The 24,987-nt window shown below is 46.3% G+C and carries 23 protein-coding genes; all 23 read left to right on the top strand.

The annotated features are described in order from the left end of the window. The first annotated feature begins 1 nt into the window (after position 1). A complete protein-coding gene (locus tag MHB80_RS26060) occupies positions 2 to 1,171 on the top strand; it encodes a DegT/DnrJ/EryC1/StrS family aminotransferase (protein WP_341279689.1) in 1,170 nt (389 codons plus the stop codon). After that, a complete protein-coding gene (locus MHB80_RS26055) occupies positions 1,168 to 2,958 on the top strand; it encodes a beta-galactosidase trimerization domain-containing protein (RefSeq protein ID WP_341279688.1) in 1,791 nt (596 codons plus the stop codon). Before MHB80_RS26060 ends, MHB80_RS26055 begins: the two co-directional genes overlap by 4 nt. After that, positions 2,955 to 3,986 carry an alcohol dehydrogenase catalytic domain-containing protein gene (locus MHB80_RS26050; RefSeq protein WP_341279687.1) on the top strand — a complete coding sequence of 344 codons (1,032 nt, stop codon included), beginning with the start codon at positions 2,955 to 2,957 and terminating at the stop codon, positions 3,984 to 3,986. The genes MHB80_RS26055 and MHB80_RS26050 overlap by 4 nt, the downstream gene beginning before the upstream one ends. Positions 3,987 to 4,050: 64 nt before the next feature. Then, positions 4,051 to 4,308: a phosphopantetheine-binding protein gene (locus MHB80_RS26045; protein WP_341279686.1), complete on the top strand. Its 258-nt coding sequence runs from the start codon at positions 4,051 to 4,053 to the stop codon at positions 4,306 to 4,308. A gap of 22 nt (positions 4,309 to 4,330) precedes the next feature. Continuing rightward, positions 4,331 to 4,804 (top strand): (2Fe-2S)-binding protein, encoded by a 474-nt coding sequence (locus MHB80_RS26040; RefSeq protein WP_341279685.1) that lies wholly within the window; start codon positions 4,331 to 4,333, stop codon positions 4,802 to 4,804. Between the two features lie 6 nt (positions 4,805 to 4,810). Then, positions 4,811 to 5,839, top strand: coding sequence for an XdhC family protein (locus tag MHB80_RS26035; protein WP_341279684.1), 1,029 nt, complete (start codon positions 4,811 to 4,813; stop codon positions 5,837 to 5,839). A gap of 17 nt (positions 5,840 to 5,856) precedes the next feature. Further along, positions 5,857 to 6,120, top strand: coding sequence for an acyl carrier protein (locus tag MHB80_RS26030; RefSeq protein WP_341279683.1), 264 nt, complete (start codon positions 5,857 to 5,859; stop codon positions 6,118 to 6,120). Beyond that, a complete protein-coding gene (locus MHB80_RS26025) occupies positions 6,121 to 6,606 on the top strand; it encodes a peroxiredoxin (RefSeq protein ID WP_341279682.1) in 486 nt (161 codons plus the stop codon). Between the two features lie 14 nt (positions 6,607 to 6,620). Beyond that, positions 6,621 to 8,957 (top strand): xanthine dehydrogenase family protein molybdopterin-binding subunit, encoded by a 2,337-nt coding sequence (locus MHB80_RS26020; protein ID WP_341279681.1) that lies wholly within the window; start codon positions 6,621 to 6,623, stop codon positions 8,955 to 8,957. After that, a complete protein-coding gene (locus tag MHB80_RS26015; protein ID WP_341279680.1) occupies positions 8,954 to 9,733 on the top strand; it encodes an FAD binding domain-containing protein in 780 nt (259 codons plus the stop codon). The genes MHB80_RS26020 and MHB80_RS26015 overlap by 4 nt, the downstream gene beginning before the upstream one ends. A gap of 5 nt (positions 9,734 to 9,738) precedes the next feature. After that, the gene (locus MHB80_RS26010) at positions 9,739 to 10,902 is read left to right on the top strand and encodes an acyl-CoA dehydrogenase (RefSeq protein ID WP_341279679.1); all 1,164 of its coding nucleotides are present in this window, start codon (positions 9,739 to 9,741) and stop codon (positions 10,900 to 10,902) included. Continuing rightward, complete coding sequence (locus tag MHB80_RS26005; RefSeq protein WP_341279678.1) at positions 10,899 to 11,882, top strand: 3-oxoacyl-[acyl-carrier-protein] synthase III C-terminal domain-containing protein; 984 nt, start codon at positions 10,899 to 10,901, stop codon at positions 11,880 to 11,882. Before MHB80_RS26010 ends, MHB80_RS26005 begins: the two co-directional genes overlap by 4 nt. A 21-nt stretch (positions 11,883 to 11,903) precedes the next feature. After that, the gene (locus MHB80_RS26000; protein ID WP_341279677.1) at positions 11,904 to 12,872 is read left to right on the top strand and encodes a hypothetical protein; all 969 of its coding nucleotides are present in this window, start codon (positions 11,904 to 11,906) and stop codon (positions 12,870 to 12,872) included. 420 nt (positions 12,873 to 13,292) lie between these two features. Next, the gene (cyoE, locus tag MHB80_RS25995; RefSeq protein WP_341279676.1) at positions 13,293 to 14,216 is read left to right on the top strand and encodes a heme o synthase; all 924 of its coding nucleotides are present in this window, start codon (positions 13,293 to 13,295) and stop codon (positions 14,214 to 14,216) included. 47 nt (positions 14,217 to 14,263) lie between these two features. Continuing rightward, positions 14,264 to 14,941 carry a DUF6273 domain-containing protein gene (locus MHB80_RS25990; RefSeq protein ID WP_341279675.1) on the top strand — a complete coding sequence of 226 codons (678 nt, stop codon included), beginning with the start codon at positions 14,264 to 14,266 and terminating at the stop codon, positions 14,939 to 14,941. A gap of 351 nt (positions 14,942 to 15,292) precedes the next feature. Beyond that, entirely contained in the window at positions 15,293 to 16,858 is a 1,566-nt protein-coding gene (locus MHB80_RS25985; protein ID WP_341279674.1) for a response regulator, read from the top strand. A 14-nt stretch (positions 16,859 to 16,872) separates the two neighbouring features. After that, on the top strand, positions 16,873 to 18,621 hold the full coding sequence (locus MHB80_RS25980) for a sensor histidine kinase (protein WP_341279673.1): 1,749 nt from the start codon (positions 16,873 to 16,875) through the stop codon (positions 18,619 to 18,621). A 123-nt stretch (positions 18,622 to 18,744) separates the two neighbouring features. Beyond that, positions 18,745 to 20,436 carry an ABC transporter substrate-binding protein gene (locus MHB80_RS25975; RefSeq protein ID WP_341279672.1) on the top strand — a complete coding sequence of 564 codons (1,692 nt, stop codon included), beginning with the start codon at positions 18,745 to 18,747 and terminating at the stop codon, positions 20,434 to 20,436. Between the two features lie 201 nt (positions 20,437 to 20,637). Further along, positions 20,638 to 21,510, top strand: a complete 873-nt coding sequence (locus tag MHB80_RS25970; protein ID WP_341283082.1) for an ABC transporter permease subunit — start codon at positions 20,638 to 20,640, stop codon at positions 21,508 to 21,510. Positions 21,511 to 21,534: 24 nt separating this feature from the next. Further along, entirely contained in the window at positions 21,535 to 22,461 is a 927-nt protein-coding gene (locus MHB80_RS25965) for a carbohydrate ABC transporter permease (RefSeq protein WP_341279671.1), read from the top strand. 268 nt (positions 22,462 to 22,729) lie between these two features. Next, entirely contained in the window at positions 22,730 to 23,098 is a 369-nt protein-coding gene (locus MHB80_RS25960; protein WP_341279670.1) for a metalloregulator ArsR/SmtB family transcription factor, read from the top strand. Next, on the top strand, positions 23,095 to 24,495 hold the full coding sequence (locus MHB80_RS25955) for an arsenic transporter (protein ID WP_341279669.1): 1,401 nt from the start codon (positions 23,095 to 23,097) through the stop codon (positions 24,493 to 24,495). The genes MHB80_RS25960 and MHB80_RS25955 overlap by 4 nt, the downstream gene beginning before the upstream one ends. Before the next feature lie 15 nt (positions 24,496 to 24,510). Then, positions 24,511 to 24,936, top strand: coding sequence for an arsenate reductase (thioredoxin) (arsC, locus tag MHB80_RS25950; protein WP_341279668.1), 426 nt, complete (start codon positions 24,511 to 24,513; stop codon positions 24,934 to 24,936). Positions 24,937 to 24,987 lie beyond the last annotated feature (51 nt).

Raw genomic sequence — 24,987 nt, 5'->3', positions numbered from 1 at the left:
GGTGAAGGGCGTGGACTGGAGAGTTCCATTATATAGTTTAACAATCGACGAAGAAGAAATAAAAGCAGTATCGGATGTTATGAGGGATCGTTGGATTACGATGGGGCACCAAACGGAGCAATTCGAAGCCGAATTTTCCCAACGTTTAGGTCTGCCTCTTCCCTCTGTTGCCATGAACAGCTGCACGGCTGCGCTGCATACGGCTATGCACGTTCTAGGTATTGGACCTGGCGATGAAGTGCTCGTGCCTTCCATGACCTTCGTAGCATCAGCTGCTTGTATCAAAATGGCAGGGGCTAAGCCCGTATTCGTTGACTCGCAAAGCTTTCACGATTTTAACATGGATCCGTTGGACTTGGAGAAAAAAATAACGTCCAACACCAAAGGTATCGTGGTTGTCCATTATGGGGGATACAGCGCTAACATGCCGATCATCCTTGAGATAGCAAGAAAGCATGATCTGAAGGTGATAGAAGATGTCGCGCACGGACCGCTTGTCCATACGTCGCTGGGTATGCTCGGTACACTGGGCGACATCGGCTGTTTCAGTTTTTTTTCAACGAAAAATATGACGACGGGCGAAGGCGGCATGCTCGTTTCCAGAGACGCAGATTTATTAGCTAAAGCGAAGCTCCATCGTTCCCACTATATGGGCACTAGTTCTTGGTCCAAGCATCACGGTCGCTCTGTGTCTTACAACGTGACCGGGGTAGGGATGAACTATCGGATGACGGATATCGGCGCGGCCATGGGGAGAATTCAATTGCAAAAATATGATGCCAATCAACAGGCACGGGAGCAGCTTGTCCAGCGCTTCCGTTACCGCTTACGCTCGTTGCCCCAACTGATACTGCCTTATGCGGACATTCCGGAAGCAGCGAGCAGCCATCATATTTTTCCTGTTTTGTTGCCGATGGATGCTGACCGTTCTGAGTGGATTGAACGCTTGAAAGAAGCAGGCATTCAAACGAGTGTTCATTATCCTGCCTGCCATTTATTTCAATATTATATGGAAAGTGAAGGGACTCGGAAGGGGGACTGCCCGGTAGCGGAGGCCATTGCTGAGCGAGAGCTGACACTACCCCTTCATCCGCATTTGAGCTTCGAGCAAGTCGATTTGGTTTGCGACGAGCTTGAACGGATCTGCGCGGGGGAGAGGATGCTGAGGTGACGCTTGGTTTTAACTATCATCCCTCGCAGAGCGGATGCGGATTTTGGCGCAACTGGAATGCTGAAGAAATGGAACAAGATTTTAAGCAGATGTCCCAGTATGGTTATACAATCATTCGATTTTTTATTTTTTGGCACGATTTTGAGCCAGAGGAAGGAATATATGATGAACGCATGTTCCAGCGGTTATCGGAGTTTGTTCATCTGGCTCATCGTTATGAATTACAGTGTGTTCCCGCTATTTTGACCATTTGGATGAATGGGCAGCTTTTCGATCTCCCTTGGCGCGAGAACAGAAACCTTTGGAAGGATCCGCAAATGGTGGAGCGATCAGCCGCATTCGTAAAGAGAGTGGTGGCAGAGCTAAAAACGCACACGAATATTTTTGCCTATGATATTGGGGACGAAATGGTTTATATCGATTTTGAGACAGTCACAGGGCTTTCGGAGCGCGAATCTCAAGAATGGATTGGCAAGATGACCCGAGCTGTGAGGGAGATGGACACGAGGGCCAAGGTGTGGATGGGCAGCGACTCTCTCTTTTTACTTGGAAACCATTATATGACGGCGAAGCATATAGCCAGCGATTTAGATTGGATTGCTATTCATGGGTTTCCGCTTTGGACGTCATTTCAAATCGAGTCGAACGCCTCGGTCAAAGCTTCTCAATATGTTCCTTTTCTCGTGACTCTTGCTTCGCTGTACGGAATTCCCATTGTGGATGAGTTTGGCCTGTATGGAGCTTCTGAAGAAGTCCGGGCGGCCTACATCCGCGCCAGCGGGGCCAGCTGTCTGCTTCATGGGGCCAAGGCGATTATCTCTTGGTGCTGGAAGGATTTTTCCAGCGTGGACAAGCCTTACCATCTGCGCCCTAGCGAGCGATTTGTCGGATTTATAGAGGAGTCAGGTACAGCGAAGCAGAGTGAGCATGCGTTTCGGGAATGCGGAAAATTAGCAGAGGCATTAAAGGGGGGGACTCCGGCTCGACCCGAAGTGGCGATTTACGTATCGGAACAATTCGAGAAGGGGAACGCGAATACGCTGGATGACAAGTATACGAATGGAAGCGCTTTGTTTTACAGCTATTTATTGTTAACCGGACTTCATGTACCGTTTGAATTTGCTCAAACGGATTTGGAGCGCTACAAGGTCGTATTCGTTCCTTCTGCCCATCACATGACCCATTGCGACATCGAAAGGCTCAAGAACTATGTGCAGGCTGGAGGGACGGTTCTTTACACGCCTGGCCATTATTTGCATGGCTTTGGCGGCGAATCTCTCTTTGGCGTGGAGCTTGCCGATTTCACATTATCAGAGCAGAGTCAGGGCACGTTTCAATTGGAGAATACGCAGTATTTCATTCCCTGGCGCGATGCTGGATTCGACCAAATTCCTGTTATTCGGGCCACGACTGCCGAAACCCTTTGCCGATATGATTGTTCTGGTACACCTGCATTCACGGTTCGTCGTTGGGGTAAAGGTCAGGCCTATTACCTCAACGCACCCATTGAACGTCTGCTGAATGTCGCTTTTGGTCTGGAACAACAAGCTTGCCACCGATTATATGAGTATGTGTTGGAAGCGGCAGGAGTGACCCGTCCCGTCCGATTCAGCAACCCCGATATAGAGGCATTCGTTTACCATTATCCAGGGCTTCGGGAAGTGTATCTGGTCAATCACTCCCAAGAGTTGGCGATAGGAAGGGGATGTCTGGACACTGGGCAGACCTTTGAGTTTGAGATCGAGGGGAAAACCTGCTTGAGAATGGTAAGGGAGGTTTGTTTATGAAGGTGCTGGTCTGGAACGGGACGAGGCAGATAGAGCTTCAAGAAATGGAAAATCCATCCTTGAAGAAGCCTTCTGATGCCATTATTCGGGTGACGAAAACTTCTATTTGTGGAACAGATTTGCATCCTTATCGGGGGCATTTGCCGGATTTCCCGGAGGGAACGGTTATGGGCCATGAATTTACTGGCGTTATTATCGAAATCGGTCATGATGTGCAGAAGGTGAAGGTTGGAGACCGAGTGGTAGTCTCGGATATTGTGGCGTGCGGTACTTGTTGGTATTGCCAAAAAGAACTTCACTATCATTGCGATTCTGCTTCATTGTTCGGATATGGCAATGTCGTTGGTTCGTATGTACCTGGGGGACAAGCTGAGTATGTGAGAATTCCTTATGCAGATGTGGTTCTTCTTCCGATTCCAGACGAGGTAAGTGATGAGAAGGCGCTTTTTGCTGGCGACATATTGGCTACAGGATATGCTTGTGTAGAAGAGAGCGGTTTCCAATCCGGGGATACAGCTATCGTTATCGGGGGAGGGCCTGTTGGACTTATGACGGCACTTTGCGCACAAGCAATGGGGGCGCAGAAAGTCTACATTATGGAATCCAATAAACATCGCCATGAAGCAGCTGCGAAGATCGGCGCCATTCCGTTTTACCCTTATGAGCAAGAGCGGATTAGGGCTGCATGCGGCCCTGGACCTGATGTTGTATTCGAAGCGGTCGGCAAGGATGAGACGCTGTTGGCTGCACTTCGTTTGGTCCGACCCAAGGGAACCGTCGTATGTGCAGGTGCACATCACTCGAAGGCTATGCCCTTTAACACGGAGCAGGCGTTTGCGAAAGAAATTACACTTCAATTTATTGTGGGCAATCCGATCAAATATGGTCCAAGGCTGCTGGAATGGATTCGCAGCGGAGTTTTGGACCCGACGATTATTATTAGTCATCGAGCGCCCTTTCAGGATGTAGTGGAAGCTTACCGGCAGTTTGACAATCAGGAGATTCTGAAAGTGGTTCTGCACTTTTAAGAGGTCGGAAGCCCCGTTCGTGAAATGAGAGTAATCGGAGACTAAGGAAAACGAGGGGGAAGCTATGAATCAAGAACAAGCCGCGCTGCTGCACCGTGTACTGTTGGACGTGGGGATTGAAGCTTCTCAATTCCGCCACGAGGCTGTATTCGGGACAGCCGAGTTACCTTTAGATTCGGTGATGTTTATGCGCTTGCTGGTAGAGCTCGAGAATGCTTTTCAAGTCGAAATTAACTTGTTGGAGCTTACCAGAGGAGAAGCATTGACGTATGGGCAGTTATTGGACTATTTGGCTGAGCGAATTCCTAATGATGCTTACTGAAGCTAAAGGAGTAACGATTTCTATGAATCCGAAGAAGCAGTTTCAAATAAAGGTTAACGGTGAGAATCAGGTCGTGCCCTGTCCCGAAAATCGCGTATTAGCCGATTGGCTCAGAGAGGATTTGAGACTGACGGGAACGCATATCGGATGTGATACCGTTTCGTGCGGAGCGTGCACGGTTCTGCTAGATGGGATGCCGATCAAGGCTTGCAGCACGCTGGCTTGGCAATGTAATCATAGCGAAGTGGTAACGGTAGAAGGACTTTGTCCAGAGGGGCAAGGACTGAGTTCCCTGCAACAAACATTTCAAGCCCACTACGCGCTGCAATGCGGGTTCTGTACTTCCGGGTTTCTCATTATGGCCTCCCATTTGCTAGAACGCAATGAGAAGAAGACAAAAGAAGAAATTGCGCAATTTGTAGAGGGCAATTATTGCAGATGTACGGGGTATTCTCCGATTATTGATGCCATCCATCAAGCGTTGGAGAGGAAGTGACGTAAATTGCATATATTGAAGCGGATTTATCAAGAACGGGAGAATGGAAAGGCATCTGTACTTGCCACAGTGCTTGCTACTTCCGGATCGACGTATCGAAAAAAAGGGGCTCAAATGGTCATCTTTGAGGACGGGGAACGTGAAGGACAACTAAGCGGAGGCTGCCTGGAGCGAGATATCGTGGAACAAAGTATTCGGCTCCTGCAGTCGAATGAGCCCCTTCGACTGCTTACCTATGTGGGAGACGACGATCCTGTATTCGGATTTAACAAGGGGTGCCAAGGTACGGTTCATCTGCTATTGGAAAAGACAGAGTGGCTGTATCAGCATCGAAGCAGGCTGTTAAAGGCTCTGGCTCTGGATTATCCCATCCGTTACGGCATATGGCTGAAGGATGGAAATGCAGGCAGGCAATTGGGCTCGCGGATTTTACAAATCGGGGAAACCATCATCGCTGATCCGGGAATGGAGGGGATCGAATTTATGAGCAGCGACGGTCTCCACGTACAGCAAATCGAGCGGGAACAGAGGCTGTTGCTTATTGGGGCCGGATACGATGCCATACCGGTAATGGATTTGGCAAGCAAACTATCGTATGAGGTTCATGCCGCCGACTATCGCGAAGCGCATTTTGAACGTGCATCCCAACAAGCACCGGGAGTCAAGCTTAGTCGGGTTGGACGGGATAAGGAGGCGCTAGCTGAGTTTCTTCTTCGTTTCTCGACGAATACGGCGGTAGTCATTATGAGTCATGATTTTGATTATGACCGTTTGGCTTTAGAATCGGCGTTGAAGCGGTCTTTTTTGTACATTGGGGTACTTGGTCCACGGCATCGTTTAAATCGATTGTATGGGAGCGAGTCGCCGCCCGGTTGTATTTATTCACCGATTGGTTTGGAGATTGGCGCACAGACGCCAGAAGAGATCGCAGTTAGTATTCTAGGTCAAATCATTCAAACGTTTCGTTCTCGGATGGCTAATGTTTCTGGAGATGTAGCTGTTTCAAAGAAAAATGGGGAGCTTGTCTGGCGATAAGGGAGAGGAGCACGCGAATGAAATCGATAAAAACTCGTATTACAGAAGCGTTAATAAAAGTTTCGGAAGGTGTCTTCTCGAAAGAAATGATTGAGCAAGTCGAAGATCGTTTAGAAGAGCTGGGCATCAACTCTCTGACTATGCTTAAATGGCTCGTATTAATGGAAGAAGAATTCGGCATTGAATTCGATATGGAAGACGTACTTTCAACAGGCATCATCTGGTCGTTGGAGAAATTGGAGCTTTACATCGAACAAAGCGAAAAGGAAGAGGTGTTCTGAATGAAATTAGCTATAGGAGATCAAGCACCGGATTTTACATTGTCCTCAACGGGACCCGTGAACGCTTTTACCCTGTCGGAGCAGCGGGGGAAGTTTAGTATTTTGTTCTTTTATCCCAAAGACGGTACGCCGGGATGTACCTCCGAGGGCTGCGCAATCAGGGATCGTTATGAGGATCTCACGATCGCTGATGCTGTTGTGGTGGGGATTAGTCCCGATCATTTACAATCACATGAGCAGTTTTCCGCATTGAATGGGTTTCAGTTCCCCTTGTTGTCGGATGAAGATTTGACAGTTGCGGGCCAGTATCGGGTAGTGAAGGAGAAGAAGTTTTTAGGCAAAACCATTATGGGAATTGAGCGGGCTACGTACATCATTGATCCAGAAGGCAAAGTAGCGCATATTTTTGAACAGGTAGACCCCCTGGCTCATGCTCAGGAACTTGTGGATACGTTAAGGAAACTCGTAACGGCCATATCGTCTTGAAAGCAGGTGGGGATGTGAGGGAAACAAGCTCGAAGCTGCGAAAAGAGGATTATCGTCTATTGCGGGGGGAAGGGCGCTTTGTTGCAGACCTCTTTTTTCCAAATACCCATTATGTCGGATTTATACGCAGCAAGATGCCGCATGCGCGTTTGCTGCTAGTAGACATCGAAGCCGCACTGCACAGTGAAGGAGTTGTCGCCATTATCAAGGCAGAGGATCTGCCTGCCGAGCTTGGCGAAGTGCCGATGATTTGGCCTCTGGAAGGACTGCGCAACCCGGGACATCCGCTGCTTGCCAAAGATACGGTTCGTTATAAAGGGGAGCCGTTTGCGGTCGTTGTAGCAACCTCGCCTGAGGCGTTGAATCAGGCGATGGCTTTGGTTAACGTGGTTTACGATCCGCTGCCATCCATTACTAGTTTGTCACAAGTGATAGGCTCCTCAGTTCCCCCCATTCATGAAGAGGCAGAGGGTCACAAGGCATACTGTTGGATGAAGGAGTATGGGGATCGCAGTGCGCTAGACAGGGCGGACGATCGCTTGGAACAGCGCTTGGTCGTTCCGCGAGTCGTACCAAGCCCCATCGAGACACGAGGTATTGTTGCAAGTTACGACCCGGTGCTGGACGAGCTTAAGGTGTGGTCTTCCACGCAGTTTGCGCATGTGTTGAGGTTATCTTTAGCGTTAACCTTACCGCATCCGGAGAATAGACTGCAAGTCCAATGTCCAGATGTCGGAGGAGCTTTTGGAGCTAAAATGAACGTGTATCGGGAAGAAATTTTGGTCGCTTATTTATCTAAACGATTGAAGAAAGTGCTGAAGTACATCGAAACTCGCTCCGAGCATTTTCTGGCAACGACGCATGGCCGGGATCAAATTCAAGAAGTTACCGCCCATTACCGTCATTCGGGAGAAATAGAGGGATTGGAAGTTCGGATTCATGCAAATATGGGAGCTTATTTGCAGGCGGCGACGCCTGGCATTCCTATATTTACGACCCAAATGCTATCAGGATGCTATCATATCCCTTATATTCGGGTGGAAGTAATAGGATATTATACAAATCAAACACCTACAGATGCCTATCGCGGAGCAGGGCGGCCAGAGGCTAGCTATCTGGTGGAACGCACGATTGATTTAGTCGCTCAACGTCTGCATCAAGATTCGGCGGACATACGCATTCAAAATTTCATTCAACCAGAGGAGTTTCCCAAAAAAGTAGTGACGGGTCTTGTTTACGACAGCGGCAACTACGCAGAAGCATTGAAGCAAGCTATCGAGCTCGTTGGCATGAATCATTGGAAAGAGGAGCAGCACATTCGGAGGCAGCGGGGTGATGTTAAGCAAATCGGCATAGGGATCTCTTCCTACGTTGAGTTTTGCGGAAGCGGTCCATCTCGACACAATGCCGCCTTGGGACTAATGACGGGAGGCTTTGAATCAGCTGTCGTACGGATACTTCCGACAGGAAAAGCGGTTGTTATTTCGGGAACATGTCCCTCCGGACAAGGCCATCATACCTCTTGGTCGATGCTTACTGAGCGTCTACTCGGTATTCCGCTTCAGGATGTTGAAGTGGTCACTGGAAACACAGTGAATACCCCCTGGGGTTCAGGAACTTTTGGGAGCCGCAGCGCGGCGGTTGGCGGGGCGGCCATTTATCGGGCTTGCGAGAAAATAATAAAGAAGGTTATCGAGTATGTGGGCTTTCTATGGAATAAACCTGTAAGCAGTCTCGTTTTTGAACAGGGAATCGTTAAAGCGGGAGCTCAAGAAATCGGAATTGTCCAAGTAGCGCATCAGCTGTATTTAGCCCATCAACTGCCGCCAGATATGGAGCCCGGTTTGGAGGCGACGGCATTTTTTGAACCTGATAACTACACATTTCCCTTCGGCTGTCATATTTGTATTGCGGAAGTGGATACAAGCACAGGACAGCCCAAGATACTCCAATATGCTGCGGTGGACGACTGCGGAGAAACGATTCACGAACAAATTGTCGAGGGTCAAGTACGGGGAGGCATTGTTCAAGGGATGGGACAGGCTTTGTGGGAGGCGTTCGTTTCCCCTAATGATCAAGGCTTGATGGAGACGGACTCTTTTAGAACCTACCGTATGCCCAGGGCTACGGATATTCCCCCCATTTTGCTGGGAAGAACATGCACGCCATCTCCAGTTAATCCCTTAGGGGTAAAAGGAGTAGGGGAATCCGGGGCTATCGGCTCGCCACCAGCCATCATGAACGCGATTGTGGACGCGTTGAAGTTATACGGGGTCGAACACCTGGACATGCCAGCTACCCCCAACCGAATATGGCAAATCATTAAGGCCAAAAGAGGAACGATTGGATGAAATTATTTAGACCGGATACGATAAAAGAGGCTGTTGAGCTGTTAAGTATTCATCCGAAAGCAGAGATCGTAGCCGGGGGCCAGATTGTGGTGAATCAGATCCGGCAAGGGCTTTATTTCCCTGAGGCTTTGCTGGATACAACATCGCTACTGGAGCTTCAATCTGTCACGGAGTCGGACACCCATATATGGATTGGGGCTGGTGTCACGCATTCCCGCATTGCTAGCGATCCTATCATTGACCGCTGTTTACCTGCTTTGAAGCAGGCTGCCGAGCAGATTGGTGATGTTCAGATCCGCAATCGGGCAACGATGGGAGGCTCTCTCGCTTATGCGGATACGATTAAGGGGGACTATTGGGGGCTCCTATACGCATTGAAAGCCGTTATTCATATCCGTTCCTCTAATGGAAGCCGTCTCGTGCCAATTGATGAATGGATAAAGGGTCTGCATCAGACAGCTCTAAACAAAGGGGAGCTTATTGAGGCAGTTGAACTCCCTAAATGCGTGAATAGCGAGTATCGTAAAATCCAGCTTGCCTACCCAGAAACAATCGGCATGACAAGAGTACTAGGGGAATTCGAGGCTTTTGTCGCCGTCAGTGGTCTGATGGACCGCCCTTTTTTTATGACAGACGCTTTAGATGGAATGGACGATTTCAGTCTTCAATTAAAGGGACATACGTTCGATTATGTGTGCAGGCCGGTATCAACACAGATCGAATACGCTTGGCATCGAATACGCATCGAATACAGACGCATGGTGGAAGGAGAGTGAAGTGAATGAACGATCGATGGAAACAATGGCTAGAGCCGTACGCCGCAGCAATGCGAGAGCTTGCGCTGGAGAGTGATCGTCGTGGCGAACCGCACGAGCGGTATAGGACGGACCCCTTTTTCCGGCCGCTTCACTTTTTTAATACACCTTCGATGTATTGGGATGGTATTCAGCTGGGTCAGGGGGAGACGGTGTTCGGCACTCGTTCCATGGAATTTGTCCAGTTTGCTGAAGAGCTTTCCTTCGGTGATCCGGGACTGTATTTGGCGCTCCCAGGTCCTAACCTGGCAGGAACCGTAGTTGGTAAAATGGGGACGAACGAACAGCAAGACGTGTTCTTCTCCTTATTTTGCAAACGTGTGGCCTGGTCGGCCTTCGCTATTACGGAGCCTTCCGCAGGATCGGACCTTGCGAATCTCAATATGACTGCCGAACTGCAAGAAGACGGAACTTACTTGTTGAACGGAACCAAAAAATATATTGGTAACGGAGCGGTTGCAGAACGCGTTATCGTGTTCTCACGTGTTGCCAAGAAGAATGCCCCCGTTAAGCTGCTTCCTTCCGGTATGGGAATCGAGGCTTTTCTCATACCGACTCCTGCACACGATGTTAAGCAAGCATGCGAAGGGACGCTTGGCTTAAAGGCCGCACGATTGGGTGTGCTGGAATTCCAAAACTACAGGGCAGGCCCTGATCAGGTGCTTGGCCATCACCTCAGCCCACTACGAAGAGGCTTCAGAGGCGCTCTTGAAACCTTTTATCATATGCGTCCAACGACAGCGGCTTTGGCACTGGGGCTTTGCCGCGCCATTGCAGATTATGTGCAGACTCATGTGAAGCTGGATAAGAACGAGGAGATTCAGACGGCTAGATGGGCTTGGGAAATGGACAGAGCTCGACAGCTTATTTACTTTGCGGCGCGTCAAGCGGATGAAGGACGATTTGACTCAACCTACCCTTCGATGGCAAAACGGCATATGAATCAATTGGTTTTGAAAATTGTGCGTGAGGCTAGTCAAATAATGGGTGTTTGTGGTCTTCGTGAACATCCGCTGCTGGAAAAATGGTTTCGCGATGCCAAGATGATTGAATTTATGGAGGGGACTACGAACATTTTATCACGAGAGGTAAGCCAACAAATCGGGATGAACGGCTGGGTTTTAACATGAAGGCTCAAGATGCGAAGCCGTCCCCCGTTTATGTATCTGATTTTTCCGTCTATGTGCCGGAGGCTGCTGTAACGGTCGAGCAAGCCGGGGAGCAGCTCCGACAAAGTGGAATCCCTTTCGATCATTCTGCCCTGCAACACATTCGCGAGATGGGCTTTCATCGAGTGCCTTTGAATCAGCATTCTTATCTGGAGGAGATGATTTATCGCGCTTGTGCCCCTGTTATAAGAAGCTTACGCAGTCGACAGAAGCCTGTGGATCGAATTATTTTTGCCCACACCTTGCAGGTTGACTTCCATGACCGCAACTTATTTGCCAAGTTCATTAGCGATTTTTCGCTTTCAAGTACCGTCTCCTATTCGATTTCGCAGCAAAATTGTGCAAGCGTGCACTTTGCCCTGCATGCCTCGCAGTGTTTGCTGCGTTGTCATGACCACATACAGGGTGTTCTTCTAGTAACAGCAGACCAATGTTTTCATCCCTACTATTTGAAAATCCCAGACTCTTTAATGGGTGATGCCGCCAGCTGCTGCTATATCAGTAAAGAATCTAACGAACAATCGCATGAATTAATAGATACGCACAGCTTAGTTGACGGCACATCCTATTTAGGTGCGGAATCTGCCCCGGAAGATTTGGTCTGGTTTAACACTTCCTACTACTTCTCCATTCGACAAGTCATTAGAGAAGTGCTTAGACGCAATGAGATGAATGTAGGCCAGATTGCCCTCATCATCGGCAGCAATGTGAATGTGAAGACATGGAGGATAATGGCTAGCTATTTGCAATGTCCGGAAGAGAAGTTTTTCCATACTGTTCCTTCGGTCGGTCATTTGTTTTGCACGGATATTATCCATAACATTGAAACAGCGGTCAAAGAAGGGGGATTGAAGCCGGGAGATTACTATTTGACAGTCACGATTGGTATGGGAGGGGTATTCGGCTGTGGACTGCATCGGTACTTGCCCGTGGCAAATTGAGCAAGGCGGGAGGAATGATGGGTGAAAGAGCTGTTTATTTCGGGGCTTCAAGTTTATATACCTGATCGGTGCGTTTCTGTTCAAGAGTATGCGCGGTGGCGGTTGCCAGAGGAGGAGGAGCTCGGCAATCCGCTCGTATGGATGTTTGATTATTATGGTATTCCCTTCAGACACGGTTATGAAGATCAAATTTCGCCGAAAACGGGAGAGGGGGGCGGGATTCCGATCTTTGGTGAGCCTGTATCTGATGTGTTGATCCAATATATTCGAGAAAAAGCTCCGGAAACTGCAAGTCAGGCGGACTATGTGTGCTATTGTCACGAAACAGTCGAGCCAAGTAGAACGATGGTGCCTGCATTAAAAATGAAAAAGCTGCTCGGAATGCATCGCACAGTACCATTTTCTATAGGTCATCAGGGGAGTCTCTCCCCCGTTTCTGCAATGGAGATGTCCCATGCGTTGCTTGCAGCAGGAGATTCAAAGCGTCTGTTGTTAACAGTGGCGGATTCAACGCTGCTTCCTTTTTCCCGTATTCGTCCGGTATCCTATGTGCTGGGTGACGCTTTGGCTATCATGTGGCTCGGAACAGCCGAGGGCAAGTATCAGGTAAAGCATTATGCGTATGCAACGCTGAATATCGAGCGATCCTGGAAACAGCCTTGGGATTCGGAGAGCATTCGAGAGGCGGAGATAAGGTGTATCCAATCGCTAGAAAAGCTGCTGCAAACGATAAAGCATCCTGTAGACGGTGTTATTTTGCCGCATCTTTCCACTTGTTTTCTTATGGAGGCAGGAGCTATGGCAGCCTCGTATGGGTGGCCCGTACTTGCAAGAAATGGTTGGGGATGCATTAACTTATTGGGGAGCGATCCATTCGTCACGTTAAGTGGGCTAGAACAAGAGGAACGAACGTTTAGCGGGCAAATGCTGCTCTTAATCTTTGCCAGCGTTCATCATGGGGCGGCTATTCTTCTTTTGAGAAAAATGTAATCAGAATAAGTGAGGATAAGACGATAGAGGGGTTCCTTTCCATTTCTACAAACAGAACCTCATTCAGCCTATTCCAAGCTTTATTTTCTTTCAACAAAAGATTAATTCATTACAATAAAGTGTTGTTGCAATAGTGTGCTTTTGAATCTGTTATTCGAGTATCAGCAGCCCAATCTCGACAGAGGATGGGTTGTTTTTTCATGCGGATAATATTGATAAATAATAGATGCTGACCATGCTGTCTCGAACCCGCAAACGGGTTGTTCACGAAAGCGACAAGGATTTTTGACAGAATCATGAGGGTTAATTAAGTAGCAGCAAATAAGTGATGCTTTATGGTAACCTATAGAGGTGACCTATAGAAAAGACCTATAGAAAAGACCTATAGCAGTGAAATCAGATACAGGGAGTGTTATTCTCATGTTGATACAAAGCAATACAACGAGTATTGAACGAATACCCACCTCCATTACGAAGGTGCTCTTTGAAACGATAAAGTTTGGCATTATTAAGTCGAACCTCATTGCGATGGTCGCAGGGCTTAGCATGGCGCTGTACGTTCATCAGTTATCTTTCTTCGATAAGATCGGCAACATTGTGCTCGCTTTGATCGGATCTGCCTTGGTGATTGGAGCGGCTGGCATCTTCAATAATTTATATGATCGTGATATCGACGCCATTATGGAACGGACGAAAAATAGGCCGACTGTATCAGGAGTTGTTGACCTCTGGAGCGGGCTGATCATGGGAATCTGGATCGCCACAGGTGGACTTGTCGCCTTGTATATTTCTTCTCCGCTCGCAGCTTACTGCGGCTTTCTGGGATTATTCCTCTATGTCGTGCCTTATACCATGTGGACGAAGCGCAGAACGATCTATAATACGGAGGTGGGAAGCTTGTCGGGTGCGATGCCTCCGCTGATCGGCTGGGCCGCGATTTCACCTGACATTTTTCACCCTGGCGCAATGGCGTTGTTCCTGTTAATGGTGATTTGGCAAATGCCGCATTTTTATGCCATTGGAATTCGTCGTATGGAGGAATACCGGGCGGCTAACATCCCGATGCTGCCGGTCGTCAAGGGTATTCGGAGAACGTACGTGCAGATGAACGTATATCTGGTTGCGTTGTTCCTTTGCAGCTTCTTGTTCTGGTCCTTTAATCCTTATATCGCTGCGGCGAATGCGCTGCTGAGCTTGATCTGGCTGATCCTGAGCGTCGACGGATATCGGCGGAAGCCAGAGGAAAAGTGGGCGCGTTCGATGTTCATATTCTCGCTCAACCACATTACGATACTGTTGCTGATGATCGTCGGCTACTCCTTGGGTGCTCCTCTATTTCAGTAGAACGATTTGAGCTATTACGTTAGTTAAAACGAATGGAGAAGATCCTCGTGGAAAATGTTGATTTGGCTTGCACGCCATTTCGGAACGCAGAGCCCGGCGCACTCCTTACTTTCGGCACGTATCCGCAAGCGGCGGATGGCACAGACAGAACGCCAATCATGTGGCGGGTGCTGCAAAATTCAGGCAGCGAGCTATTCCTGTTGAGCGAGTTCATTTTAGACTGCAGGCGGTATCATAGTGAATTTGTCGATATCTCGTGGCATAGTTCTGATATGCGTAAGTGGCTGAACGATGAGTTTTATAATACCGCGTTTAACGACTCCGAGAAGAGGTTCATCCAGACTGCGTATTGTACGGATAATGGAGAGGGAAGTGCAGACACGTTTGACAAAGTTTTTCTGCTCAGTGTCTCGGAGGTGCGAGAACTGACCTACAAACATGATGAAGTCGCTTTAAGCGCGAAACGTCGAGCAATAGGAACGGGATTTTCCAAAATAAAAAAGGCAGATGGCTGTCACTTGTATGTGTATGATAAGACGGTCAAAGCGGACTATATTATCGAAAATGGTGAAAAATCAGGCTGCTCTTGGTGGTGGCTGCGAACCCAACCTGTTAATTCTTCACGTGCGTATTTTATTGGTCCACGCAGCAGTGTACGCAGCTATGGTCTTGTTAACTTAGCTCGTGACGGTGTGCGCCCCGCATTGAAGGTAATCGTTCCGTAGTTTTTATCAACGGATGTCCGTGTTTGCACATGTATCGCTTAAACAATAAAAGGTCGGTTTTGGATCACTTAGACGTGATCTGAAACCGATCTTTTTGCGTGAATGATAAGGATTAACAGCAGAATCCATACTTTGTCCAGGCCAAAGGCTTCAGCGATTTGATCCTTCTCATAACCGGCCATCGGGTTGGTGCTTAGTGTGATTTGCAAAATGGGCCTGCAACTTCTCTTCACTAGGAGAATTGTAAACGATAAAGTATACTTTATAGCAAGCGAAAAACGGGCGATCATTTTAAGCTGTACACCATTATATGATGAAAAGCAAGGCTGCACGTTAAGAGGAGGATCAGCTATGTATAAGGTGCTCATTGTGGATGACGAAATATTTGTGCGAAAGGGCCTGATCAATTTAATGAATTGGGCCGCCATGCAATTCGAAATATGCGGAGAAGCAGAAAACGGAAAGCAAGCTATTGAGCTAATTGAACGACTGAAGCCTAATCTGGTTATTGTTGATATTAGGATGCCTATGCTCGATGGTCTCGAGCTGATCAAGCATGTGAAGGAGGAGGGAGACCATCAGCCGTTATTTATCATTATAAGCGGTCATCATGATTTTACTTATGCACAGCAAGCCTTGCGCTACAATGTATCGGATTATATTTTGAAGCCAGTGGACAAGAAAGAACTGGGCGCCACTTTGAAAAAGGTGGAAAATACGCTGAATCAAATGCAGCTGTTGTCATATACAGGAGAGAAACCGCTCGCTGAGACCATCATCGCAACCTTGCTGCAGACAGAGCCCAACGACCAGGTCATTCAGCAAATTTCCCATATCTTGCAGCTTCCGGCCGCTTCTCCTTACACTTATGTCATTGCAGAAATACAGGATATGCAGCTACCCGGATCATTCGATTATTTACCGGCCATGCAGACGGCGCTTCAGCGGTATATGCAGCGCGAAGGGACGCTTCCGCTCGTTCATGTGCGCGAGAACAATCAGTATGGACTTATTGTCCCACAAGCATGGCTAATGCAATGGGGCGATAACGAGCATACGGCTTATGCCTGGCTGCTGGATATGCTTGAGAAAGAGCTGGGAACGACGATAAGCTTATTCATCGGAAGCAGGGAGGAGCATCTTAAGCGCATTGACCAGTCTGGGAGCAGCGCAAACCAATGCCTGAATTACCGTTTTGCTGCAGGCTCGCGCGGTATTATAATGGCTTCTGAGATGCTCCCGCTGTCCTTATATTATTTTGACGTAGATGAAGAATTGCACAGCAAATTGATTACCGAGATGGAAGAGAATGTGCGTGAGGGCTATGAGGCTGTCATCCATACTATTTTTGAACAATTTCAGCAATTGCGTTTTGCTCCAGACGCGGTCGCCAATACCATCAGACGGAGTATTATTGCGGTCATAAACACCATCAGACAATTTGAAGGGGACGAGAAGGAGCTGCTGCTGCTGAATGAGCTACTGGATTGGCGAAATAAATACCGCAACCTGAATCAGCTTCGGCATATATGCTTGCGTTTTGTAGAAGAATCGGCTGGCTATATAGCCGCAAAGCGAAGTGAAAAAGGAAAGGGCAGCATTGAGAAAATAAAAAAATATATTGATGCTAATTTTACGGATAATATAAATTTGAAAGGAATCGCAGCAAAATTTTATATGAATCCAGTTTATCTCGGTCAGCTCTTTCGCAAAAGCTATGGCATGTATTTTAATGAGTATTTGCTTTCACTGCGCATTGAAGAAGCCAAGCGGCTGCTGCGGCAAACGAACAACCGTATGTATAAAATCGCAGAGCTCGTTGGATTTCCGAATTCGGATTACTTTGCAACACAATTTGAAAAATTGGAAAAAATGACTCCGACAGATTATCGCAATAAGATTATTGGCAGAAAATAAGGAGGCTATGCGGGGTGTTCAAATTTAGTCTGCATCATTTAAAGCTGCGAAACAAGCTGATTTTCATCTATATCGTTTGCGTATTTATTCCCATTGTGCTGACGAATATTATGTTTTACAACGTCATGACCACTAAAATAAAAAATCAGAAGAAGGCAGACGCGGAACTGGCAATTACGCAGATGAAAAAAGAACTTGGCGTCGCCATTGATGATGCCGCAGGCATTACCTATTTGTATTCCATTGATAAATCGCTGATCCATCATCTGAATACAGAATATAAAACCTACGATCAATATATCGAGTCGCTTGCATCCATTTCCAACATTTTCAACCGTTCGGACAAGGAATATAAAATGCTGAGCTCGGCTGTCATCATGAGTGATAATCCGACTATTTTGGTCTCTGGCGATATAGTCAAGCTTGATGATGCGATCCGGGCCAGCGACTGGTATCAGCATGTGGAAGATTACAGCAATACGTATCCGTTTTTGCATGTAACGCCGGACAACATCAGTGTCATTCAAAAAATATCAGATCAGCGTGATCAAGCCTACGAGCATATAATAAAGATTGATTTAAACATGGAGTACATTGCTCAATTAATAGCACTCTCCAGCTTTGAGGGCGATATCTATATTTTGGATCCAAGCAATCAGGTTCGCTACAGCCATCTAGTTAATGGGCAGTTGGGCGACCAGCTAGCGGCAGGCGACAAATGGACGGTCAATGAGATTAAAAAGCCAGATGAGCCGATTGTCATCCAAAAGCAATATCATGATAGACGTTATATGGAAGGCTGGACGTTATATGGCGTAATGGATGAAAAGAAGATATTGTATGAGGTGCGACAGTCAGGACAGTTTATTTTGTGGTTCGCGATCATAAATTTTCTTGTCCCTACCCTCATCATCATCATGGTATCCCGTTCCATCCATTCGCGAATAAAAGATATTTTAGTGCACATGAAGTCAGTGAGGAACAAAACGATTGGAAGAATCCCCTATAATCGGGAACGGGATGAGATTGGCGAGCTTGCCGTTGAATTTAATCGTATGAGCGAGCGAATAGAAAATTTGATTAATGATGTTTATGTAGCGGATATCCAAAAAAAGGAGCTGGAAATACGTCAAAGACAAGCACAGCTTCATGCGCTGCACAGCCAAATCAATCCTCATTTTTTGTTTAATGCACTGGAAACGGTCCGTATGCGAAGCCTGATGAAGGGAGAATCAGAAACGGCCAACACCATTCATAATATGGCTAAAATATTCCGCAAGTCGATTTCGTGGAAGCGCAGCTTCGTTACGATACGTGATGAACTGGAATTGATTGAAAGCTTTCTGGAAATCCAAAAGTATCGGTTTGACAATAAGCTGCAGTTCCAGATTGCTGTTGAACAATCCTTACTGGAATATGAAATACCGAAAATGACTTTGTTGCCCTTCGTAGAAAATGCCAGCATTCACGGCGTTGAAAGCAGTCCCGGAATAGGCTTTATTACCATTCAAATTGGACAAGACAAGGGACGGATTTTATTTGTTATTGCCGATAATGGAGGCGGCATGAGCGAAGAAAAACTGGAGGAGCTGCATCATTACTTTTCCGAGGACGTTACAATGGGCGATTCGGTAGGCATGAAAAATGTGTTAACACGCTTGAAGCTTTGTTATGGAGATTCGTTTGATTACACGATAGACAGCCATGCGGGGAAAGGCACACGTATTATGCTGCGCTTGCCAATGGGTAATGCAAATCATTAAATTAGCCGGTCAGATCCTTTACTTTACAAAGAACATTCTAAGGTTTGCGGTGTAACATTGCGCCCTCATTTCTTTTATAATGAAAGTGCTTACAATTATTGTTGCAAGAGAGGGGACAAAGTAATGATCAACAAGAAATGGCTAAAGACAAGTATGGCAATTATAATGGCTTCGGCACTGCTTATTGCAGGCTGCAGCAATGGTGGAGAAAAGAACGCTGGTAACAATGAGGCAGGTAAGACGGAGGGCTCCGAAGTAAGTACAGAGCCGGTAACCTTTACTTACTTTGGCTTCGGCTCAAACAAGGATGTGCTTGCCAGCGACACGACCATCGGCAAGGTGCTCGAGCAACAAACAGGTGTTGACTGGAAGATGGAATTTGTCGTCGGCGATGCGAGCACAAAGTCTGGTGTTATGATTGCCGGGGGAGAATATCCCGACGTTATATCTCCAGTTGCGGAGCTTGAGAAGCTGATTGATGCAGGAGCGCTTATTCCATTAAATGATTTAATCGAGAAACATGCCCCGAACATTAAGCGGGTATATGGCGATTACATGGATAAAATCAAGAGCGAGGACGGAAATATTTATATTCTTCCATATACCGCCAATGTCAACGGATATTTGACTGAGCCGGACATTGGGCAAGGCGCTTTCTGGATTCAACGCCGCGTATTGAAGGAATTTGGCTACCCTGAAGTGAAGACACTCGATCAATATTTTGAGCTGATTGAGAAATATCAAGCCAAATATCCTACGATGGACGGTAAAAGTACAATCGGATTCATTACTTCCGCAGGTGTGTCAGGTGATTTCTACTCCATTACGAACGTGCCTATGCATTTAGCCGGATATCCAAACGACGGCAATGTAATGGTTGATATGAACACCCATGAAGCTAAAGTGTATGCAGCTTCGGATTTCGAGAAGAAATGGCTGTCTGCATTGAATGATATAAACAGCAAAGGCTTGCTTGATCCAGAGACCTTTACAGCTAACAAGGACCAGTATCTTGCAAAGCTGACTTCCGGTCGTGTGCTTGGGTACTTCAACTATGGATGGCAGACAGGAGATGCTACCAACAACCTTAAGGCTGCTGGCAATGACGATCTTCGTTATGTAGGGCTCCCAATCGTATTCGACGAAAGTATTAAAGATGCTTACATCGATCCTCCTGCATTTGTCAACAATCGCGGGATCGGGATTTCCGTTAGTGCAAAGGACCCTGTCCGTATTATTAAATATTGGGATAACCTGCTGACCGAAGAGAATCAGAAGCTGGTTCAATGGGGGCAAGAAGGTGAAACCTACTCCAAGAACGAAGAAGGCCGCTTCGTGATGGATAAGGAACAGCTTGCCAATCGTAATGATAATCAGTTTAAACGTTCTTACGGATGGGCGTATTTTGATTATGAATGGCCGCGTTATGGCAGCAACTCTGTATTTGAGGATGGCAATTCCTACAGTGTAGGCAATCAGCCTGAAGTAGCGGCTGCGAATTATACAGAAGGCGATCTCAAATTGCTTGAATCCTATAAAGTGGAAACCTTCTCCAAGATGTTTGCGCAGCCGGTGGAACGACCATGGTATCCTGCTTGGAGTATTTTGAAGGAGCAAGGCTCTCCCGAACAGATTTATAATCAAAAATCCGAGGATTTGCAAAAGAAATACTATCCTAAACTGGTGTTTGCATCCAAGTCAGCCTATGAATCCATCTGGAACGAGTATGTGAAAGAATTCGGCAAGCTGGACGTTGCTGGCTTTGAAGCATTTATTACAAACAAGGTGAAGGAACGTGTTGCAGGCAATTGGTAAGCTTGAATAATTATCTAATATGAGATGAGGCTATGAAAAGGTGGGGTTAACTCCGCCTTTTCATTCCAAAATTTTGTATTATTAGAAAATTTATATATAAAGGAGACAACTGGAGTGGGGAAACAGACTGAGCTAATTGTAGCAACGGCTACTGGCCGCTTGCACAAAACAAACTTATTAAAAAGACTATCCAAGCAGAAAATGCTCATGCTGATGTCTTTGCCATTTTTAGCTTGGGTCATCTTATTCAAGTACGTTCCGCTTTGGGGCTGGACGATCGCTTTTCAAAAGTTCAAGCCGGCTAAGGATCTTTTTGATCAAAAATGGGTTGGGCTTGATAACTTCACGTTTTTATTTAAAGAAGAGGCCTTTTATCTCGTATTGCGCAACACGATTGTCATGAGTTCCATTAATCTCGTATTAGGATTCATAACAGCTATTGTATTAGCGCTGCTGCTTAATGAGCTGCGCAACGTTTATTTCAAAAGAACGGTGCAAACGATTAGCTACTTACCTCACTTTATTTCCTGGGTTGTTGCGGCAAACATTGTGCAAACCGCACTTTCTCCCGAGGGTATTGTCAACATCCTGCTGCTGAAGCTGCAGCTGATTGATCAGCCTATTCTCTGGTTAGGTAAAGGAGAATATTTCTGGGGCATTCTAGGGATATCTGAAATATGGAAAAATGTAGGCTGGAACACCATCATCTATCTTGCTGCCATTTTAACGATCGACCCTGCGCAATATGAGGCGGCAGAAATGGATGGAGCGTCACGTTTACAGCGTATTTGGCATATTACACTCCCAGGCATGAGACCGGTCATTGTCATTTTATTAATTATGAATCTTGGATTTATTCTTGAATCTGGATTTGAGCCGCAATACTTGCTCGGCAATAGTATGAACGTGGACTATTCAGAAAATCTTGATATATTTGTTTTGAAATATGGCATGCAGATGAATAACTATGGTTTGGCAACGGCAGCCGGTATGTTTAAGACGGTTGTCAGCTTTATCTTTCTGATCGCAGCGAACCATATTGCGAAACGGTTAGGTCAAAGCAGGCTCTACTAATCCATGTGCAAGGAGGCAAACACTATGAGTCAAGCCAAATCAACTCGTAAAGCATACTTTTCTTCCCCTGATAAAATATTCGATGTGTGCAATATCATTTTTATGCTATTGCTGATCGTTGTAACGCTGTACCCTTTCTTGAATATGTTTGCTCTTTCCTTTAATGATGCCAATGATTCCATTCGTGGGAGTATCTATATTTGGCCTCGTGATTGGACGCTGCGAAATTATGATTACATCTTCAATGAGTCCGCTATTTTCCATGCAACCTTTATTTCTATAGCGCGCACGATCGTAGGAACAGTAGTCTCTGTGTTTTGTACAGCGATGCTAGCCTATACAATCAGCCGCCCGGAATATGTTTTCAAAAAGTTTGTGACCATCATTTTTATTTTTACGATGTATTTCAGCGGAGGTTTAATTCCGAACTACTTGCTGACGAAAGAACTGGACTTGCTGAACACCTTTTGGGTCTATATTATTCCCGGAATTATTGGTGTCTTTAACATGATTGTCATTCGTTCCTTTATTGAAGGCTTGCCCGAAGGAATTATGGAGTCGGCAAGAATTGATGGCGCTGGGGACTTTACGACGTTTATGCGTATTGTTCTGCCTCTTACCGTACCGGCCCTCGCGACGGTTTCGCTATTTGTAGCGGTTTATCAATGGAACTCCTGGTTTGATGTTTTTCTATATAACTCTTCCAGTCTTAATTTAAGTACACTGCAATATGAGCTGATGAAGGTACTCTCAACATCAAGCACAACTACCAGCTCAGGCGGAACAGCAGCTGATGCCTTTGCCAATGCACAGGGCAATGTAACGATGGTAACACCGACTTCGATTCGAGCAACGATGACGATTGTTGCCAGTCTGCCGATTATTATCGTTTATCCATTCTTGCAAAAGTATTTTGTGCAAGGGATGACTGTCGGCGGTGTGAAGGGATAACGGAAGATTTTTTGACTGCAAGCCAAGTAAAATCAGGCATTCACGCCTGATTTTACTTGGCTGTTCTTTTTTCCGGCAGAGAAGTTATCCTCTGTCATCTATGCCTATCAGAAGGTTCAGGAAGAGTGGCAAAAGCGGTTGTACGACAGCTCATATAAAACGCTGACTTTACAAAAGCTTAATATATTCGCCGTTGATTATATAAGTGATTAATTATATGATTATGCAAAGAGGATCAGATAACCGAATTTATAGGGAGGTGCCGCATATGGAACAACATGTGGAACAACATATGGAACAACATGTGGAGCAAAAAATTCAACAGATGGCGGAAGCCTATAAATTGTTAGCGGATAAAACACGGTTAACGATTATTGCTTTGTTAAAAGAAAAGGAGCTTTGTGTCTGTGATATAACCGAAATGATAGGGATGTCTCAGCCGAATGCCAGCCAGCATCTTCGCAAGCTGAAAGCAGCAGGGCTGCTGAGCGAAAAGAAAAAAGGGCAGTGGGTCTATTATTCTTTAAACCCGGAAGCGGAAGCCTATGTACAATGTGTTTATGAATATTTGCCTTCCATGAAAGCACAATTAGCAGGCCTGAAAAATAACAGCTGCGGAGTACAGGAGGAAGCATGACTGTCATTGCCGTTGTCATTTTTCTGCTGACCCTTGTATTTGTCATTTGGCAGCCGAAGGGGTTAAGCATTGGCTGGTCGGCAACGGCCGGAGCGGTGCTTGCCCTTCTCATGGGAGTGGTGAGCTTCGCTGATGTTGGCGCGGTTGCAGCACTTGTATGGAATGCTACCCTTGCCTTTGTAGCGATCATTTTAATTTCGCTGATTTTAGACGAAATTGGTCTGTTTGAATGGGCAGCGCTGCATATGGCCCGTCTCGCAAAAGGGAATGGCAAGCTTATGTTTGTGTATGTCATTTTGCTTGGAGCTGCTGTCGCTGCATTTTTTGCAAACGATGGTGCCGCATTAATTATTACCCCGATCGTGCTTTCCATGGTGAGGGCTTTGAAATTTGAACATAAAATGATTTTGCCTTTTATTATGGCGAGTGGGTTTATTGCAGACACTGCTTCTTTGCCTTTAGTTGTGAGTAATTTGGTTAATATCGTATCTGCCGATTATTTTGAAATCGGATTTGCAGAGTATGCCAGCCGTATGATCGTTCCGGGCTTCTTCTCCATTATTGCAAGCTTAATCATGCTCTACCTGTTGTTTAGAAACAGCATACCGAAAAATTACGAGCTAGCACAATTAAAGAAGCCAGTCGATGCCATCAAGGATAAGAGATTATTCAAGCTTTCTTGGATTATTTTAGCTGTATTACTGCTGGCGTATTTCGGCAGCGAATTTTTCTCCATTCCGGTTTCGATTGTAGCGGGTATAGCTGCTGCCTGTTTTCTTATTGCAGCCCGCAACAGTCCAATCATTCATACGAAAAAGCTGATAAAGGAAGCTCCATGGACGGTCGTCATTTTCTCCTTGGGCATGTATGTTGTCGTATACGGCTTGCGAAATGCGGGGCTGACGGATGCCCTTGGAAGTGTGATTCAAACGGTTGCGGATAAGGGATTGTTTGTCGCCACGGTGGGAATGGGCTTCATTGCTGCGATATTGTCTTCCCTTATGAATAATATGCCGACGGTCATGATTGACGCGTTAGCTATAAATGGAACCCAAACGGAAGGGATACTCCGTGAAGCATTGATTTACGCTAATGTGATTGGCTCTGATTTAGGACCGAAGATTACACCGATTGGTTCACTAGCTACTCTTCTATGGCTTCATGTGCTTTCGCGCAAAGAGGTGAAAATTAGCTGGGGGTACTATTTTAAGATCGGTCTTTTATTAACGGTACCGACCCTATTTATGACGCTTGCGGGGTTGTCTGCATGGCTATATTTTATCTATACAGTAAACCTTAATGTCTGGATTTCCACTGTTTTGGCAGCCGCCATCATCGTGTTGATTACAGCGGTTTTGGTGAAAGGGCTAGGTAAAAAAGGAAGCTATCCATATTAAAAAGGGGATAAGAAAATGGAAAACAAACCACTTATTTATTTTTTGTGCACAGGAAACTCCTGCAGAAGCCAAATCGCCGATGGTTTTTTGAAATTAATTGGCGGGAATAACTATGAAGTGAAAAGTGCAGGACTTGAAGCTCATGGCTTAAATCCTCGTGCCGTTCAAGTAATGAAAGAAGCGGGTGTCGATATTAGCAGCCATACGTCCGATGTCATTGATTCTGATATTCTAAATCATGCTGATTATGTCATTACTCTTTGTGGGCACGCAGACGAGCATTGTCCTGTCGTTTCCAATCCGAACGTGATCAAATGGCACTGGGGCTTTGATGATCCGGCAAAAGCAACAGGAACAGAGGAAGAGATCATCGCTCAGTTCCGCATGGTTCGCGATTCAATTAAACAACGCATTGAACAATTCGTACAAGAAGGCAAGTAAAGAGCTGTTAAAATACGATTGGGAAAAGATTGCAACAAAGAACGAATGGCT

It is taken from the genome of Paenibacillus sp. FSL H8-0537, assembly GCF_038051995.1.
Lineage (GTDB): Bacteria > Bacillota > Bacilli > Paenibacillales > Paenibacillaceae > Pristimantibacillus.
This window is presented reverse-complemented; position numbering and strand designations above follow the sequence as displayed.